At 41.3% G+C, this 16,393-nt stretch carries 17 protein-coding genes and 1 tRNA gene; 14 read left to right on the top strand and 4 right to left on the bottom strand.

What is annotated here, in order from left to right; genetic code table 11:
• The first annotated feature begins 51 nt into the window (after window positions 1–51).
• Window positions 52–537, top strand: coding sequence for an SCP2 sterol-binding domain-containing protein (locus K217_RS0106030; protein ID WP_029552226.1), 486 nt, complete (start codon window positions 52–54; stop codon window positions 535–537).
• On the opposite strand, the gene deoC is transcribed toward K217_RS0106030, so the two are convergent.
• The 3 genes from deoC to K217_RS0106015 are packed head-to-tail and all read right to left on the bottom strand — an operon-like array spanning window position 534 to window position 2,640.
• Window positions 534–1,169 (bottom strand): deoxyribose-phosphate aldolase, encoded by a 636-nt coding sequence (gene deoC / locus K217_RS0106025; RefSeq protein ID WP_029552225.1) that lies wholly within the window; start codon window positions 1,167–1,169, stop codon window positions 534–536. The two genes, K217_RS0106030 and deoC, sit on opposite strands and share 4 nt — an antisense overlap.
• Window positions 1,160–2,089: an NAD(P)/FAD-dependent oxidoreductase gene (locus K217_RS0106020; protein ID WP_029552224.1), complete on the bottom strand. Its 930-nt coding sequence runs from the start codon at window positions 2,087–2,089 to the stop codon at window positions 1,160–1,162. The genes deoC and K217_RS0106020 overlap by 10 nt, the downstream gene beginning before the upstream one ends.
• On the bottom strand, window positions 2,086–2,640 hold the full coding sequence (locus K217_RS0106015; protein WP_029552223.1) for a Fe-S-containing hydro-lyase: 555 nt from the start codon (window positions 2,638–2,640) through the stop codon (window positions 2,086–2,088). Before K217_RS0106015 ends, K217_RS0106020 begins: the two co-directional genes overlap by 4 nt.
• 21 nt (window positions 2,641–2,661) lie before the next feature.
• Here K217_RS0106015 and K217_RS0106010 point away from each other — a divergent pair.
• The 13 genes from K217_RS0106010 (at window position 2,662) to K217_RS0105950 (ending at window position 12,954) form a co-directional block, all read left to right on the top strand.
• Window positions 2,662–2,734 (top strand) — tRNA-Phe (locus K217_RS0106010).
• Window positions 2,735–2,743: 9 nt separating this feature from the next.
• Window positions 2,744–3,052: a Gfo/Idh/MocA family oxidoreductase gene (locus K217_RS07505; RefSeq protein WP_231476998.1), complete on the top strand. Its 309-nt coding sequence runs from the start codon at window positions 2,744–2,746 to the stop codon at window positions 3,050–3,052.
• Between the two features lie 88 nt (window positions 3,053–3,140).
• The gene (gene mnmL, locus K217_RS0106000; RefSeq protein ID WP_029552222.1) at window positions 3,141–4,079 is read left to right on the top strand and encodes a tRNA modification radical SAM protein MnmL/YtqA; all 939 of its coding nucleotides are present in this window, start codon (window positions 3,141–3,143) and stop codon (window positions 4,077–4,079) included.
• Window positions 4,076–5,224, top strand: coding sequence for a cation diffusion facilitator family transporter (locus K217_RS0105995; protein WP_029552221.1), 1,149 nt, complete (start codon window positions 4,076–4,078; stop codon window positions 5,222–5,224). The genes mnmL and K217_RS0105995 overlap by 4 nt, the downstream gene beginning before the upstream one ends.
• The gene (tsaE, locus tag K217_RS0105990; RefSeq protein ID WP_029552220.1) at window positions 5,225–5,620 is read left to right on the top strand and encodes a tRNA (adenosine(37)-N6)-threonylcarbamoyltransferase complex ATPase subunit type 1 TsaE; all 396 of its coding nucleotides are present in this window, start codon (window positions 5,225–5,227) and stop codon (window positions 5,618–5,620) included.
• Between the two features lie 10 nt (window positions 5,621–5,630).
• Window positions 5,631–6,137, top strand: a complete 507-nt coding sequence (leuD, locus tag K217_RS0105985) for a 3-isopropylmalate dehydratase small subunit (RefSeq protein ID WP_029552219.1) — start codon at window positions 5,631–5,633, stop codon at window positions 6,135–6,137.
• Complete coding sequence (pyrE, locus tag K217_RS0105980; RefSeq protein ID WP_029552218.1) at window positions 6,127–6,669, top strand: orotate phosphoribosyltransferase; 543 nt, start codon at window positions 6,127–6,129, stop codon at window positions 6,667–6,669. Before leuD ends, pyrE begins: the two co-directional genes overlap by 11 nt.
• A complete protein-coding gene (locus K217_RS0105975) occupies window positions 6,666–7,406 on the top strand; it encodes a ZIP family metal transporter (RefSeq protein WP_029552217.1) in 741 nt (246 codons plus the stop codon). Before pyrE ends, K217_RS0105975 begins: the two co-directional genes overlap by 4 nt.
• A gap of 85 nt (window positions 7,407–7,491) precedes the next feature.
• The gene (gene glnB, locus K217_RS0105970) at window positions 7,492–7,830 is read left to right on the top strand and encodes a nitrogen regulator P-II GlnB (RefSeq protein WP_029552216.1); all 339 of its coding nucleotides are present in this window, start codon (window positions 7,492–7,494) and stop codon (window positions 7,828–7,830) included.
• 21 nt (window positions 7,831–7,851) lie between these two features.
• Entirely contained in the window at window positions 7,852–9,261 is a 1,410-nt protein-coding gene (gene glnA / locus K217_RS0105965) for a type I glutamate--ammonia ligase (RefSeq protein WP_029552215.1), read from the top strand.
• 53 nt (window positions 9,262–9,314) lie between these two features.
• Window positions 9,315–9,806, top strand: a complete 492-nt coding sequence (locus K217_RS0105960) for a phosphate-starvation-inducible PsiE family protein (protein WP_231476997.1) — start codon at window positions 9,315–9,317, stop codon at window positions 9,804–9,806.
• Between the two features lie 130 nt (window positions 9,807–9,936).
• Window positions 9,937–10,479, top strand: coding sequence for a 4Fe-4S dicluster domain-containing protein (locus tag K217_RS0105955; protein WP_029552213.1), 543 nt, complete (start codon window positions 9,937–9,939; stop codon window positions 10,477–10,479).
• A gap of 30 nt (window positions 10,480–10,509) precedes the next feature.
• Complete coding sequence (locus K217_RS0105950) at window positions 10,510–12,954, top strand: ATP-dependent Clp protease ATP-binding subunit (RefSeq protein WP_029552212.1); 2,445 nt, start codon at window positions 10,510–10,512, stop codon at window positions 12,952–12,954.
• On the opposite strand, the gene smc is transcribed toward K217_RS0105950, so the two are convergent.
• Window positions 12,935–16,393 carry a chromosome segregation protein SMC gene (gene smc / locus K217_RS0105945; RefSeq protein WP_029552211.1) on the bottom strand — a complete coding sequence of 1,153 codons (3,459 nt, stop codon included), beginning with the start codon at window positions 16,391–16,393 and terminating at the stop codon, window positions 12,935–12,937. The genes K217_RS0105950 and smc overlap by 20 nt on opposite strands.

Raw genomic sequence — 16,393 nt, 5'->3', positions numbered from 1 at the left:
CAAGTCTATAGTTTAATTCTATAAGAAAAATTATTTTTGGGAGGTCTTCAAATGAAGAAGGCAATTTTTTTATCCTTAGCACTTGTCGGTAGTAACTTTGCTGCAAATGTTTTTATGGGTCCAGAATATGCAAAAGAACTATGCGATGTTTGGAACAACACTCCAAGATTAACCGAAGAGTTGGGTAAGAGTGAAAGCTGGACTGCAGTCCCAGAAAGAAAGATCTTTATCTACAGAGAAGATTGCTCCGCAGAAAAGCAAATACAGCTAACTATAAAGAACGAGAATGGCAAAGCCATATGTGTTTATGGTGGGCCGGCTAAAGATAAAAGGGGAAAGGATGACTTTTTGATGTATGCTGAAACAAAAAGATGGGAAGAAATGGGAAAGGGTAAGTATGGGCCTATGAGGGCAATGATGTTTGGCAGGTTGAAGTTTGAAGGGCCAAAGGGTGTGGCAATGAAGAACATGGGTCCTTTTGAGGCATTCCTAACAGCCATAGGCAAACCTGAATATGATGCAAGCAAATGTCCTTAAGATAGAATTTTAAAGGTATTACTAGTTCCAATGCGCTGAGCTCCAAGGGACAGGAACTGAATAGCCTGTTCCTTGGTCTTTATCCCACCAGAGGCTTTAACTTTCAACCTCCCCTTTGAAACATCCAAAAGCAATCTAACATCTTCAACAGTAGCTCCCATAGCAAAAAAGCCTGTGGATGTTTTTACAAATTCCATACCACTTTCTGCTATTAGCTCAACCGAAAGGACTTTTTGTTCCTTGCTTAGGTATGCGGTTTCTATTATTACCTTCCTTACTAAGCCTTCCGTATTTCTTGCCAACGCTAATAGTTCTTCTCTTACGTAATCTACTTGTCCGCTTCTGAGAGCTGAAAAATTCATCACTATATCCAACTCCTCCGCACCTTTTTCCACACATTCTAAGCATTGGTAAATTTTCTGCTCTTTTGTATCCATTCCAAAGGGAAAGCTGATAACTGCGCATACCCTTAGTTCTTTGCCTGCAAGCTGGACAACCCTTTTTACCCAATATGGATGAACGCACACAGCGTAAACCTTTAGCTCTACGCACTTGGCTATTTGCTCTTCCAACTCTTTTTCTGTAATCTCCGGTTTTAGTATGGAATGATCTATAAACCTTGCTATATCCATGAGCTTATGCCATAGGTTAGGTCGTGGTATATGGAAAGCAGAGCCTTTGCACCTTCACCAGCTGCGGTAATTATCTGCTTTGCAAAGATGTTTGTGCAGTCGCCCGCAGCGTATATGCCCCTTTCAGAAGTCCTATTGTTGCAATCTATGATTATCTCACCCCTGCTTGTTAGCAAAACTCCAAGCTTTTCTGCAAGCTTTGTGTTTGGCTCAAGTCCAATTTCCACAAAAAGACCCTCCACTTCCAACTCGTATTTTTGTTTTGTTTCCAAGTTTTCTACTACGATAGATTTTAAGAAAAGGCCGTCGCCCTTTGCTTCTAAAACCCTGTGTTTGAGTAGAGGGATAACCTTTTCACTTTTGAGAACCTTTTCCCTCAGAATTTCGTCAGCTCTAAAGTTGTCTGATATTTCCAAAAGGTAAATATTCTTTGCGTAGCTTAGGAGCTGTTCCACTGCTTCAAATCCAGAGTTTCCACCACCCACTACAGCCACACTTTTGTTTTTAAAGAAAGGTGCATCACAGGTATAACAGTAAGAAACACCCCTTCCGGTGTATTCCCTTTCTCCGGGTATGTTTAAGCGCCTGTGTTCCGCCCCAGTGCAAAAGAGTATGGTTTTTGTAGAATAGGCCTGCCCGGAGGCAGTTATAACCTCAAAGCCTCCATCAATCTTTTTTATATCTACCACCTCATCTATTATGGGTTCTACCTCCATTTTCCTCATATGCTCCATCATTTTTTCCACAAAGGTGATCCCATCTACCATTGCATAACCAAGGTAGTTTTCAATGTTGCCGGCTTTTATTACCTGTCCGCCCACATCTTTTGTAATTAATAGAAAATCCATCTTTTTCCTGGCGGCGTATATAGAAGCTGAGATACCCGCTGGTCCTCCGCCAATGATGATAAGCTGTTTCATAGGTCTATCCTTGCAAATCTCTTTCTTCCTTCCTCAAATATATCTCCACCGTAGATGTCGTTGGCTACTATTGCGGGGAAGTCTTCCACCACAAGCTTTCTTATAGCTTCTGTGCCAAGGTCCTCGTAGGCTATAACCTCTGAGGATTTTATAGTCTTTGCAAGAAGTGTGGCCACTCCTCCTACTGCCGCAAAGTATACTGCTTTATATTTAATCAAAAGCTCTCTAACCTGAGGACTTCTGTATCCTTTTCCTATCATGCCCTTTAGTCCAAGTTTTAGAAGTGGCTCTACGTATTTGTCCATCCTTATGGCTGTGGTGGGTCCTGCAGAACCTATTACCTGTCCGGGTTTTGGCGGAGTTGGTCCAACGTAGTAGATTATTTGGCCTTTAAGGTCAAAAGGTGGTGACTCTCCTTTTTCCAGCCCCTCTACCATCCTTTTGTGCGCCGCATCCCTGGCTGTGTATATCACGCCGTTTATCAAAACCTTATCCCCGGCCCTTAAGCTTTCTACTATCTCATCCGTCAAAGGAGTGCTAATTCTTATCATGTGTTATAATTTTAACTGAAAGGCCCGGTAGCTCAGTTGGTAGAGCACCCGGCTGAAAACCGGGGTGTCGGCGGTTCGAGTCCGCCCTGGGCCATTTTAAAACTTGGAGGAAATAATAAGACGCATAAACGTTGCCATTGCAGGTCTTGGCAAAGTAGGAAGCCAATTTTTGGACGCTTTACTAAGTGTTAATACTGACAACGTAAAGATCATAGCGGTTGCAGAACCGAGGGAGGATTTAGAGAGTGTAAAAAAAGCAAAAGAGAATGGAATAGCCTACTACAGAGACGCAAGGGATATGTTAAGCTCACTTGAAGATGCGATAGATGTTCTTTTTGAATTAACCGGGGATGCAGTTGTAAGGACAGAGCTTTATGATATTTTGAGTAAAACTGCAAACAAAAAACCGTAATAGTTCCAGAGCCGGTGGCTTTTCTCATATGGAGCCTCATAACCAGTAAAAGGTCATAAGTAAAACCGGATTTTTTAAATTTATCTATATGATCAAGGAGAAATTTGCCTATTACTCTTTAAAAGACTATTTAAAGGAAAAGTATGGCAAAAGGGTCCAAAAGATAACCGTGTCTTTGCCCTTTACCTGTCCTAACATAGATGGGACAAAAGCTTATGGGGGATGTACTTACTGTTTTTCTGGCACCAGACCAGCTCATCTGAACCCTTCCGTGCCCTTAAAAACTCAGATAGAAGAAGGCATACGTAGAGCAAAAGAAAAATACGGTAAAAATATTCTTTTCTTTGTCTATTATCAGTCCTACTCAAACACTTACGGAGAAAAGGATTATCTAAAGTCTATCTATGATACCGCTTTGGAATTTGACGAAGTTGTGGGAATAGATGTGGGCACAAGACCTGACTGTGCTCCTGAATGGGTCCTTGACCTTTTGGAAAGCTATACAGAAAAGGGCTTGGAGGTTTGGGTAGAGTATGGGCTTCAATCTGCCAATTTTAAAACTCTTAGGTTCATAAACAGGGCTCACGGAGTTTCTGACTTTGTGGATGCGGTTTTAAGAACTAAGAGAAGAAACCTAAAGGTGTGCGCCCACATAATTCTTGGGCTTCCCTTTGAAGACAAAGAAGACATGCTGGAAACTGGAAAACTCTTGAGCGCTTTGCCAATAGACGGGGTTAAAATTCATCCTTTGCACATAATAAAGGGAACTAAGATGGCACAGCAGTATTTAAACGGAGAGTTTGAGGTCTTAACTTTGGAAGAGTATGCAGAAAGAGCAGCAGATATAATAGAAATACTCCCTCCAAACGTAGTAATACACAGGCTTACTGGAGAAGTGGAGGAGGATAGGTTGATTGCGCCGGATTATTGCACCTACAAAAAGAAATTAGAGGTTATTAAAGCCATAAATGAAGTCTTAGAAAAAAGAGGTAGCTACCAAGGTTGTAAAAGTGCGTTTGTAAGATGAAAAAGGAACATTGGGCTTTGCTTTCACTTTCTGTAAATCTACTTCAAACCTTTCTGAAACTTATAGGGGGTATATTGTCCGGCAGTCTGTCTCTTATAGGAGAGGCTATACATTCCCTTTCTGACTCCTTTGCCTCTGTTGTTGCTTATTTAACCCTTAAGTTCTCAAGCAAGAAAACTGCCCGTTTCCCTTACGGGCTTTACAAGCTTGAAAACATAGGCTCTTTTATCATAGGTATTTTCTTGCTCTTGGCAGCTTATGAGATAATAAAAAGAGCGCTTACTGAAAAGATAAGCATAAAGGAAGAAGGTTGGTTTTTTGGTGTTGGTGTGGTTGTGTTTTCTCTTTTCAGCTCTTTGATTCTTTCTTTTCTTGAAAGGAGAGCTGCAAAAAAGTATAATTCACCCACTCTTCTTGCGGATTCTTACCATACCCTTACCGATGCCTTTGGCTCTTCTTTGGTGCTCATGAGCTTTCTTAGCGCTTATGTAGGATATCAGTTAGACAGATACTTTGCTTTGGCAGTTGGTCTGCTTATAGTTTGGACTGCGGTTGGGATACTTAAAAAGGAAATGAACGTTCTCCTTGATGTATCTGCAGACGAAGAAACTCTTCGGAGAATAAGGGAAATAATACTCAGTTTTGAGGATGTGGTTGAAATAAAAAATCTCTTTGTTAGATCTTCTGGGGGAAAGCTGTTTGCGGACATAACTATAACTCTTTCGGGTATGAATTTTGAAAGGATGCATTCTTTGGTTGATGAATTAGAAAAGACGCTAAAAGAAGAAATTAATGAGCTTGAGATGGTTTTTATACACTACGAGCCGGCGGAAGGTTGCACACCAAAGATCGGAATCCTTTTAAACTCGGAAAAGGAAGTTGCTTCTAAATTTGGTGAAACACGGCATCTTCTGATATTTTGCAACGGTGGTAGTAGGTTTATAGAAAGCCTTCCGGAGGATGAGTTGGAAATTTCCAAAGAAGTGGTAAAGCATAGTATAAACATACTGGTTAGCGGACACCATCCGGAAGGACAGGAAGCCAAGCTAATACTAAGCAAAGCTGGAATATTTGTCTGGGAAACGGAGGAGAAAAATCCATACAAAGTGCTCTCGCAAATATCAATTGGTTTAGGGAAATCTTAGATGGACTTTCAAGAATTTTTTTGTGAAAAGGAAGAGGATACAATAGAGCTTGGGAGGAGCTTTGCCAAGAAGCTCAAAGGCACAGAAGTTATATGTCTCATTGGAGACTTAGGGGCAGGTAAAACTACATTTGTGAAGGGTCTAGCTCAAGGCTTGGGCATAGAGGAAGGTTATCAGGTCAGAAGTCCCACCTTTACGATAGTTAATGAGTATCCTACTAAAAAAGGTAAGCTCATACATGTAGATTTTTACAGAGTGGATAACTTTGATTTAGAGTCTTTCTTGGGAGAGGGGTTGATAGTGGTGGAATGGCCAAGGGATTTAAGCTTGTGCGATTATGTTTTGGAATTTTACTTTGAGAAAAACGGAAGAAGGATTGTTTTGAAGAAGTGTTAAAATAAGCATCATGCGTTTTAGAGGTAGGGTTTGGAAATTTTCAGATAACGTAGATACAGACCAAATAATACCTGCCAGATACTTGAATACTTCGGACCCTTACGAACTGGCTCAACACGTGATGGAAGACTCAGAACATCCAAACTTTGCAAAGGAACACAAGCCTGGAGACATAATAGTAGCAGGCAGAAACTTTGGTTCTGGCTCTTCAAGGGAACACGCACCAATAGCTATAAAGTATGCTGGAGTGCCGGTGGTTGTTGCCAAATCCTTTGCGAGGATCTTTTTTAGAAATGCCATAAACATCGGGCTTCCTATAGCAGAGGCACCCGAAGCGGTAGATGAGATCAACCATGGAGACGAGATAGAAGTGGATTTGGAAAGCGGAACAATAAAGAACCTTACAACAGGCAAAGAGTACAAGGCTACCAAGTTTCCAGAAGACTTGCAGGCTATACTGAAGGCAGGTGGTCTGATGGAATATGCAAAGAAAAAGCTAACTGGTAATGCTGGCTGACAGGTTAAAAAATCTGATAATTGAGCGATGTATTAAGGTTGCCGATGAACCTATTTTCAAGCTGTCTTCAGGAAAGCTGAGCAGGTATTACATAGACCTAAAGCAATTGACCTTTGACCCAGAGGGAGCATACCTAATCGGCAAGCTTATGTATGAGCTTATCAGAGAATTTAGACCGGATGGCGTAGGTGGTTTAACCCTTGGCGCGGACCCAATAGCATATGCGGTGTCCTTTGTTTCTTATATGGATGGCAATCCGATAAAACCTTTCGTGGTCAGAAAAGAGCCAAAGGGACATGGCATGGGCAGGCAAGTGGAAGGGCTTTTAAAAAAAGGTGATAGGGTGGCAGTGGTAGAGGATGTGATAACTACAGGAGGTTCTTCTTTGAAGGCGGTGGAAGCCTGTAGAAGGGAAGGGTTAGAGGTGATAGGTGTATTTGCAGTAGTTGATAGGCAAGAAGGGGGAGAGGAAAACATAAACAAAGAAGGCATGAAGCTTTATTCTCTTTTTAAACTCTCCCAGCTTTTATGATGGATATACTTATAAACTCTTTTTTGCTGATTGTTGGAACCACTGTAGGTAGCCTGCTGATCCTTATCAAAAGAAAGCCCTTTTCTTACCTTAATGTGAGTTTGGCTTTTGCTGGGGGAGTTATGCTAACCGCCAGCTTTACCAGTCTTATACTACCGGGTATTGAAACAGGTGGCTTTTTTAAGACTGCCTTAGGTATAGTCCTTGGCTTTGCCTTGATGGGCTTTATAGAAAGGTTATTTCCTCATGAGCACGTCTCTATGGGTAGGGAAGGGCTTTTGAAACTAAGAGTGAAAAGGCTTACACTTTTAGTTATCGGAATAACGATCCACAACATACCGGAGGGCTTGAGCGTAGGTATATCTACCGTTTATTCAAACAAAGAAGGATTTACAACAGCACTTGCCATATCTATTCAGGATATTCCAGAAGGTTTAGTGGTTAGCCTTCCTATCTACGCCCTGACAGGTTCGGTAAGCATAGCTATAATGTTGGGATTTTTCAGTGGCTTAGTTGAAGGACTGTTTTCCCTTGCAGGTTTTTTATTTATGAAGAGCTTTGCGGAAATACTTGCGGTAGGCTTAGGCTTTGGTGGTGGTGCTATGCTTTATGTAACTGTGAAGGAAGTCTTTCCAGAGGCATATTCAGAGGGTAGCGGTTTTTACACTACTTTAAGTTTTCTCTTTGGCATGCTTGTTATGCTCTTTCTTGACACCTTGGAAATTGTATTTTTCTAATCGGTAAAAGGACTTTAAAATAGGAATATACAAGATGTGTTAAATTGGCACGTTTTTTACAAGAAAACTTACAGGAGGTTTTCTTATGAAAAAGGTGGAAGCCATTATCAAGCCTTTTAAGCTGGACGAGGTTAAGGATGCCCTCGTAGAAATAGGCATAGGGGGTATGACGGTTACAGAAGTCAGGGGTTTTGGTCAGCAAAAAGGACACACAGAGATCTACAGAGGGACGGAATATGTTATAGACTTTTTGCCCAAGGTAAAGATTGAGGTGGTCGTAAAAGATGAAGACGTGGAAAAGGTGGTGGAAACCATCATGAAAACCGCACAGACTGGAAGGGTGGGAGACGGGAAAATATTCGTTATTCCCGTCGAAGACGTTATAAGGATAAGGACAGGAGAAAGAGGTGAGCAAGCAATATAAAATCTATAAAGGAGGTTAAACATGCCCAAGTATTCGCCAGAAGAGGTGCTAAATCTCATCGAGCAGGAAGGGGTCCAATATGTGGACCTGAGGTTTTCTGACCTTTTTGGTCAATGGCAACATCTGACCATACCAGCCTATGAGCTTTCCTTGGATACCTTTGAAAACGGAAGGGGTTTTGATGGATCTTCCATAAGAGGCTGGCAATCTATACATGAATCTGACATGCTTGCCGTTCCTGACCCGGCTACAGCCTTCATAGACCCATTTATGGAACCTAAGACTTTGGTAATGATATGCGATATATACGATCCGATAACAAGGGAACGCTACGGAAGAGACACACGCTATATAGCCCAAAAGGCGGAGCAGTATCTAAAACAAACTGGCATTGGTGATACCGCCTATTATGGACCAGAAGCCGAGTTTTTTATATTTGACTCCGTTGAATTTGGTACATCTTCCAACTATGCCTTTTGGAGGGTAGATTCGGAGGAAGGATGGTGGAACAGAGAAATAGGCTCATCTGGACACAAGATCCCACACAAGAGGGGTTACTTCCCAGTGCCACCTTTGGATAAAACTCACGACCTTAGGAGTGAAATGGTGTCCATAATGTCCCAGCTTGGAATTGTTGTAGAACTCCACCATCACGAGGTTGCCACTGCAGGACAGGGAGAAATAGATATAAGGTATGATTCACTCGTAAACCAAGCAGATAAGCTTTTTATATACAAGTACGTGGTTAAGATGGTTGCCCACAAACACGGAAAGTTTGCAACCTTTATGCCCAAAGTCCTTCCAAACGATAACGGCTCAGGTATGCACACCCACTTTTCCATATGGAAAGAAGGTCAAAACCTCTTTGCAGGGTCTGAGTATGCAGGAGTTTCTGAGCTTTGCCTTTATGCCATAGGGGGCATTCTCAAGCATGGACCAGCATTAACAGCCTTTACTAACCCCACCATCAACTCTTACCACAGGCTTGTGCCGGGCTTTGAGGCACCTGTGAGGCTTGCCTACTCCGCAAGAAACCGCTCTGCAGCCATAAGGATCCCTATGTATTCCCAATCTCCAAAGGCAAAGAGGATAGAGATCAGATTTCCAGATCCCACTTGCAACCCCTACTTAGCTTTCTCTGCCATACTCATGGCAGCTATAGACGGTATAGAAAACCGCATCCATCCAGGAGAGCCCCTTGACAAAGATATATACTCTTTACCACCGGAAGAGCTAAAGGACATTCCTCAACTGCCCGGCTCTTTGGAGGAATCCCTTAGAGCTCTGGAGAACGATTATGAGTTTCTTCTGAAAGGTGGGGTATTTACAGAGGACCTACTGCAAACTTGGATAGAAGCCAAGCGTAAAGAGATAGACGAAATGAGGTTTATCCCCCATCCAAAGGAGTTTGAACTTTACTTTGACATTTAACTAAAAAACCGCCCAGCCTTTTGGCTGGGCAAAGGAGGAGCAAAAACTAGCCTTTGCTCAAAAAAATATGCCAACCTCTAAGGTTTTTTGCATCTCCACTTAGGATATTAAAATATAAACCCTTGAAGATGGTTCAAGAGTTTGTGTCCAAACTATACAAGCAGTTCGTTAGGTTGGCTTTTAATGTAACCATAATAGTTCTAATAATTGGCCTTTTTGTAGGAATATTCAGAACCATTTCAGAACTTGGTCTTACCGTCACTGAAGCTACAGTTAGGTTAGGTTTTAAAGAGTTGGTTACCAACGTGCTTTCTTTGATTATAGTGCTTGAACTTATAAGGGCTTTTATAGAATTTTTTGAGCACGAAAGAATTAGAATGGACATACTCTTAGAAGTCTTAGTAGCATTTGTTATAAGGGAATTTATGCTACATCTCTTTGAGGGAAAACTGTCTGGAATGGAGGTGTTCTTTTGGTCTTTGGGAATCGTATCCCTTATAGGTGCAAGGACTATTAGCTTCTTTCGTTGGGCATCGAAGGTTTAAATCTTTTTCTGCCTTTAGGTTTACGGGGAACTTATGCGACTTAAAAAGCCTGTCAGCGACAACGATCAATTTTTTGGAAATTTTTTAATACGGTTTTTCTGTGTTATTATAACAGTTGGAAGAGGCTACCATGAAAAGACCGATTATGCTCATAGACGTGGATAGGTGCATAGGATGTCTTTCTTGCGAAGTGGCGTGCGTTCAGGAAAAAGGTTTGGAAACCTTTGACATAAGACCTATGAAGGTCTTTAGAGTAGAGGGTGTAGCCGAAGAACCTTCAGCTTACTTTTTACCTATGAACTGCTTTCACTGTGAGCCTGCTCCCTGCGTATTTGCTTGTCCTACATCCGCTATGAGAAAAAGACAGGATGGCATAGTCTATGTTGAGGAGCTAAGATGCATAGGCTGTAAGGCATGCATAATAGCCTGCCCTTACGGAGCTATAAGTTTTAATCCTAACACCATGAAAGTTGAAAAGTGTGATTACTGCTACAAAAGGGTAGATAAGGGTCTTCTTCCTTCCTGCGTTTCCAAATGTGTTACCAACTGTCTATACTTTGTTGAGCTGGAGGAAGTGCCAAAGGAAAGACATAAAGCAGTAAGAACATTTGATAGGCTATTTGAAAAGCTTTTCTTGTATGACAAAGACACATTGAAATTTGAAGAACATTAAATTATCTTTAATATTCAAGAGGTGTAAGCCATGTTTGAAAAGTTTACGGAAAAGGCAAGGCAAGTTATTCTTCAGGCAAGAGAAGAAGCATTAGAATTAGGTCATACATACTTAGGTAGCGAGCACATACTTTTAGCTCTTATAAAGGAGGAAGATCTGCCAACTCTAATACTTGCTAAGTTTGGTCTGACTGCTGAAAAGGTACGCCGTGCCTTGCTTGGTCAAATAACAAAGGGTAGCCATTCAGGGGAGATCCTTTTTGCCCCAGATGCAAAAAGGGTTTTGGAGTTTGCGGTAGAAGAAGCGCGCATACTCCACCACCAGTTTGTGGGTCCTGAGCATTTACTTATAGGGGTTGTTAGGGAAAAGACAGGTCTTGGTGGAAGGATTTTGAGGGGCTTTGGGTTGGACGAATATTCTGTAAGAAGGGAGGTGCTTCAGTTTTTAGGAGAGCTACCACCTCAGGAAACCACAAAGTATGCACCTACTCCAAACTTGGATAGGTTTTCAAGGGACCTAACCCAAATGGCAAGGGAAGGTAAGCTGGATCCAGTGATAGGAAGGGAAAGGGAGATAGAAAGGGTAATTCAAATACTTGTCAGAAGGCGCAAAAACAATCCAGTTCTCCTTGGAGACCCTGGAGTTGGAAAAACCGCTATAGTGGAAGGTTTGGCTCAGAGGATAGCAAACAAAGAGGTACCAGAACCTCTGCTCAATAAGAGAGTTGTCGCTTTAGATTTGGCAGCGCTTGTCGCAGGCACAAAATACAGAGGACAGTTTGAAGAGCGCTTAAAAAATATTCTCAAAGAGCTTGAAAAGGCACCAAACGTAATACTCTTCATAGACGAAATCCACACCATAGTTGGTGCCGGTTCTGCCGAAGGTTCCATAGACGCATCCAACATGCTAAAGCCTGCGTTGGCAAGAGGTGAAATACAGGTTATAGGTGCCACAACCTTAGACGAGTACAGAAAATACATAGAAAAAGACGGAGCTTTGGAAAGAAGATTCCAACCAGTTTTAGTAGAAGAACCTACCCAAGAAGATACCATAAGGATACTATACGGTATTAAGAGCAAGTTTGAGGAATTCCACAACGTGGAATATACACCAGAAGCTATAGAAAAGGCTGTGCAGTTGTCCGAAAGATACATAACAGACAGACATCTACCAGATAAAGCTATAGACGTTTTGGATGAAGCTGGAGCTTTGGTAAAGTTGAGGGTGTATCAGTTATCTCCAGAACTAAAGGAACTGGAAGAAAAAATAAAGGAAATAGAGGCTATGAAAGATTCCGCAGTAGCCGAACAGGATTACGAAAAAGCTGCAAAGCTCAGAGACGAAGAACTAAGGCTAAGGGCAAAGTTTGAGAACATGAAGATGAAGTGGAAGCAAGAAATCATGAAGAATAGACCAAAAGTTACAGAAGAGGATGTCGCTGAAGTGGTTGCAAGATGGACAGGCATTCCAGTTAAAAGAGTGCAAGAAAGCGACACCCAAAAGCTTTTGCATATAGAGGATGAGCTAAAGAAAAGGGTAATAGGGCAAGACGAAGCCATAAAGGCTATTGCAAGAGCCATAAGAAGGTCAAGGGTTGGACTAAAGGGCAGGCACAGACCCATAGGCGTTTTCCTCTTCTTGGGACCAACTGGCGTAGGTAAAACGGAAACTGCAAAGGCTTTGGCTGAATACCTTTTTGGCACAGAAGAGGCACTCATCAGGTTTGATATGTCCGAGTATATGGAAAAGCACACCGTCTCTAGACTTGTGGGAGCACCACCAGGATACGTAGGATACGAAGAGGGCGGACAGCTTACAGAAAAGGTAAGAAGAAGGCCATATTGCGTTTTACTCTTTGATGAAATAGAAAAAGCCCATCCGGATGTGTTCAACATATTCCTTCAGATATTTGACGATGGAAGGCTAACGGATGCCATGGGTAGGACAGTAGATTTTTCCAACACCATCATAATCATGACCTCCAACCTTGGAGCAAGGCTTATAGTTCACGGTGGAAAGATGGGCTTTGAACAGAAATTTGGTATGATAGACTTTGAGCAAATGAAGAAGAACGTAATGGAGCAAGTTAAAAAATCCTTTAGTCCAGAGTTTCTGAATCGCTTGGATGAGATAATAGTCTACAGAGCACTAGAAAAGGAAGATGTAATTAAGATAATCAACCTGCAGATTGAAGAAATAAACAAGAATCTTGCGGATTGGAATATTAAGGTAAAGCTACACAGAAGCTTCGCTGAATGGCTGGTAGAAAAGGAATACAAGCCTGAATACGGAGCAAGGAGCATAAAGAGAGCTCTTCAAAAGCACGTGGAGGACTTACTGGCAGAAGAGCTTTTAAAGGGCACCTTCCGAGACGTGGATACGGTAGAAATAAAAGTGAAAGACGACAAACCATATATAAAACCCATCAAGAAGAAGGAAAAGCTGGAAGCTGTTTTTAGTCAAGGGAGTGAGTAAGATTCCTCAGGGGGAATACCTTTGATATTCCCCCCCTGCTACTAACACCTATGAGTTTCTCCGCATAGGATGCTAAAACTTCCCTAAGCGTTACCACTATGAACTGAGCGGTTTTTGATTTTTCTTTTATTAGTTCCCCCACGATCTTAGCATTTGTCTCATCAAGGTGGGCATCCACTTCGTCAAAGTAATAAAAAATTGATGGTTTGTATTCCTGCAAAGCAAATATTAAAGAGAGCGCCGCCAGGGTCTTTTCTCCACCGGAGATGGCTTCCAAATACTGCACTTCCTTTCCCCTTGGTTTTACCACCAAATTTATACCGCCTTCAAAAGGATTTTCTGGCTTTTCAAGCTCCATCCGAGCCTTACCCCCGGGAGAAAGTCTTGCAAAGATCTTTCTAAAACTTGCGTTTATCTGCTCGTATGCCTTGATAAATGCGTTCAACTTTTTTGCTTCTATTTCTTCTATCATTTCTTTTATTGCTTTTCTTTCTTCCAAAAGCTTTTTGTCCCTTTCTACATAATCCCTGTGTCTTTGGCTAAATTCTTCGTAGTCTTCCATAGCTTTAAAGTTAATGTTTCCAAGCATGCTTATCTCCTTCTCAACTTTTGAAAGCTCATCCTTCAAGCGTGCATAACTTTCCTGCACCTCCGCCATAGGTTTTTCTTCCCCCAATTCTCTGATTTTTCCCAATAGAAACTCCTCTTTATCCCTTAGCTTTGCCAACTCTTTTTCTATCTCTATCCTCTCCTCCATCTTAACTTCAATAAGCAATCTTTTTTGTCCCAACAAAGCGGTAATATTTCTGAGCTCCTCATCTAAAGAATCTACTTTTCTGTAAAGTTCATAAGCCTGAAGGTTTATACTCTTTAACTCTTCTTCTACTCTTCCTTTTTCCCGATTTAGCTGCTCGATCTTTTGGTTAATCTCCTCTATAGTCTGTTGAATGTCCTCTACCTGTGCCCTTTTTTGCTTTATCTCCTGAAGAACCTTTTGCTTGTTTTGCTGGGTTTCCTGAAGCTTTAGCCTAAGGTTAAAGACTTCTTCCTTTTTCCTATCTAAAAATTTTCTATATTTCTCAGCTTTTTCTCTTAGTTCTTCCAAACCAGACTCCTTAGCTATCCCCAGAAGGTATGAGTATCTAAACCTCAAATTCTCAAGCTTTTCCTCTTGATAAGAGAGTTCCTCCTCTAACTTTTCTTTCTCCACCAAGATTTCTTCCCTTTGCTGAGCTAAAACCCTTAGATACCCCTCCCCATTTCTTATTCGTTCTTCTAATTTTTTTATCCTTTCAAAGCTTTCCCTATCCTTTTGTTCTACCTCCTTTATCCTTCTTTCTAAGATTTTTATTATCCCTTCCTTTTCCATTAGTTCATCTCTGAAAGATTTGTATTCTCTTTCCTTTTCGCTTTCTTCTTGCTTCAGTCTATCCAAAATACCCTCTAACTCAGCTATTTTTTCCTCGTAAAAACTTTTGCTGAGTGCCCCTTTTGATTCCCAGTATCCCCCGCTTATAACCCCACTTTTTTCAAAAAGCTCACCATCCAAGCTCACCATCCTATAATTGCCTATGCCTAAAATCCTTGCCTTTTCAAAGTCTTCTACAACCAGTGTATCTCCAAAAACAAAACGAACAACCTTTTCAAACTTCCTATCATACTCAACAAGATTAACTACAAAATCGATGTATCCCTTTACCCGTGGATAGGATGGAAGAGGAATATCTCTCACATGGCTAAGTGGTATAAAACTCATCCTACCACCCTTTATTTCCTTGAGCCTTTGAACGCACCTTTTTGCAACCTCATCGTTTTCTACCACAACATAAGAAAGTCTTTGGCCTCCCGCCACTTCCACCGCCTTTAAATACTCATAATCTTTTACCTTTATAAGGTCTGCCACTCTACCGTAGACCCCTTCTATACCTTCAAAGGGAAGAAGGGAGCTATCCGCTTCTCTGAGCTTTGACCTAAGAACCGCCAACTCCTGAAGGATCTCCTCCCTCTCCATCCTTATCTTTTTAAGCCTTTCTTCCAATTCCAGCATCTTTGCCCTAAGCCTTCTTTGGGCTATCTCTTCTTCCTTTAACATTTTCTGATAATTTTCTTTTTTCAGAGCTTCTTCCCCCAAAGCACTTCTTAGACTGCTTAGCTCACTTTCCAAGTTCTTTACCTCTTCTCTTACCCTTTCTTCCTTTAGCTCCAATTCTTTCAGTTTTAGCTCTAAGCTTGATATTTGGCTTTTCCTTTCTTGAATGGACTTCAAAAGGACATTGAGCTTTTCCTCAGTTTGTTGGATTTCTTCAAAGGATGCCTTCATCTCCCTTTCCTTTTCCTTCAACCTTTCACTTACCTGTTCAAACTCCACCTGTAGTTTCTTAACTTCCTCTTCCTTTTCTTTAAGCAAATCCTCCAACTGCCTTTCTTCTACAATCAAACTTTCCACATCCCTCTCCAAGTGTATAATCCTTTTTTCTAAGTTCTGCTTTTCATTGTAAAGTCTGTCAAGATCCTTATACCGATTTTTTGTTTCCTTTTCTATCAACTCTAACCTTTCACTCAGCCTTCCTGTCTTCTCTCTGAAAGGCAAAAGGGTCTCCTTCAACTGAGAAAGCTCTCTTTCCAAAGACTGTGCCTGATTTTCTAGTTCTTCTTTAGATTCTTTTAAGCCCTTTAACTCTTCTTCAAGTAAAAGTAAGCTTTGCTGTAGTCTGTTCTTCTCATCAATGGTCTTTAAAAGATCCTTAGAATAAAGCTTTAGCTCCAAAACCCTTTTCCTTTCGGAGAGTTCCCTGTGGAGTTTTATCTTTTCAACTTCTGCCTTTAACCTTTCCATCTGAACTTCCATTTCGTCTATTAACAGCCTTAGTTCCCTGTGCTTTAGCTCCACCTCTCCCAACTGAGCAAGAGCCTTTTGCTTCTTTTCTTCATACTCTCCTATCCCGGCTATTTCTTCAATAAGCTTTCTCCTCTCAACAGGCGTCATCTTAAGAAACCTAACTATATCTCCCTGAAGGACCACGTTGTAACCATTTTCGTATATACCAGCCTTAGAAAGAAAATCATTCAGCTCCCTTTCTCTCACGACCTGACCGTTTAATCTAAAAACACTCCTTCCATCCTGATAAACTTTCCTTGATATGATTATGTTCTCTTCTGGGACAGGAAAGGCTCCGAGGTTTTTAAAGTGTATTTCCACATAGGCATAATCCGCTTTATCTCCGTCTTTGCTGAATATCAAATAGGACAGGTTTTTAGCCCTTAAAGCCTTTGAAGTTGCTATACCCAAAGCAAAGGATATGGCGTCTCCTATGTTTGATTTCCCTGAGCCGTTGGGACCAACTATTGCAATAAACCCCTCTCCAAAAGGAATCTCCACCCTTTCTTTTCCGTAAGATTTAAACCCTTCTATGACTATTTTTTCTATGTATCCTTTCAC

The organism is Thermocrinis jamiesonii, from assembly GCF_000702425.1.
Classification (GTDB): Bacteria; Aquificota; Aquificia; order Aquificales; family Aquificaceae; genus Thermocrinis; species Thermocrinis jamiesonii.
This window is presented reverse-complemented; position numbering and strand designations above follow the sequence as displayed.

What these genes read in the sequence shown, in the direction of transcription:
- K217_RS0106030 (WP_029552226.1), top strand. Translation starts at nt 52, where the DNA reads ATGAAGAAGGCAATTTTTTTATCCTTAGCACTTGTCGGTAGTAACTTT.
- deoC (WP_029552225.1), bottom strand. Translation starts at nt 1,169, where the DNA reads ATGGATATAGCAAGGTTTATAGATCATTCCATACTAAAACCGGAGATT.
- K217_RS0106020 (WP_029552224.1), bottom strand. Translation starts at nt 2,089, where the DNA reads ATGAAACAGCTTATCATCATTGGCGGAGGACCAGCGGGTATCTCAGCT.
- K217_RS0106015 (WP_029552223.1), bottom strand. Translation starts at nt 2,640, where the DNA reads ATGATAAGAATTAGCACTCCTTTGACGGATGAGATAGTAGAAAGCTTA.
- mnmL (WP_029552222.1), top strand. Translation starts at nt 3,141, where the DNA reads ATGATCAAGGAGAAATTTGCCTATTACTCTTTAAAAGACTATTTAAAG.
- K217_RS0105995 (WP_029552221.1), top strand. Translation starts at nt 4,076, where the DNA reads ATGAAAAAGGAACATTGGGCTTTGCTTTCACTTTCTGTAAATCTACTT.
- tsaE (WP_029552220.1), top strand. Translation starts at nt 5,225, where the DNA reads ATGGACTTTCAAGAATTTTTTTGTGAAAAGGAAGAGGATACAATAGAG.
- leuD (WP_029552219.1), top strand. Translation starts at nt 5,631, where the DNA reads ATGCGTTTTAGAGGTAGGGTTTGGAAATTTTCAGATAACGTAGATACA.
- pyrE (WP_029552218.1), top strand. Translation starts at nt 6,127, where the DNA reads ATGCTGGCTGACAGGTTAAAAAATCTGATAATTGAGCGATGTATTAAG.
- K217_RS0105975 (WP_029552217.1), top strand. Translation starts at nt 6,666, where the DNA reads ATGATGGATATACTTATAAACTCTTTTTTGCTGATTGTTGGAACCACT.
- glnB (WP_029552216.1), top strand. Translation starts at nt 7,492, where the DNA reads ATGAAAAAGGTGGAAGCCATTATCAAGCCTTTTAAGCTGGACGAGGTT.
- glnA (WP_029552215.1), top strand. Translation starts at nt 7,852, where the DNA reads ATGCCCAAGTATTCGCCAGAAGAGGTGCTAAATCTCATCGAGCAGGAA.
- K217_RS0105955 (WP_029552213.1), top strand. Translation starts at nt 9,937, where the DNA reads ATGAAAAGACCGATTATGCTCATAGACGTGGATAGGTGCATAGGATGT.
- K217_RS0105950 (WP_029552212.1), top strand. Translation starts at nt 10,510, where the DNA reads ATGTTTGAAAAGTTTACGGAAAAGGCAAGGCAAGTTATTCTTCAGGCA.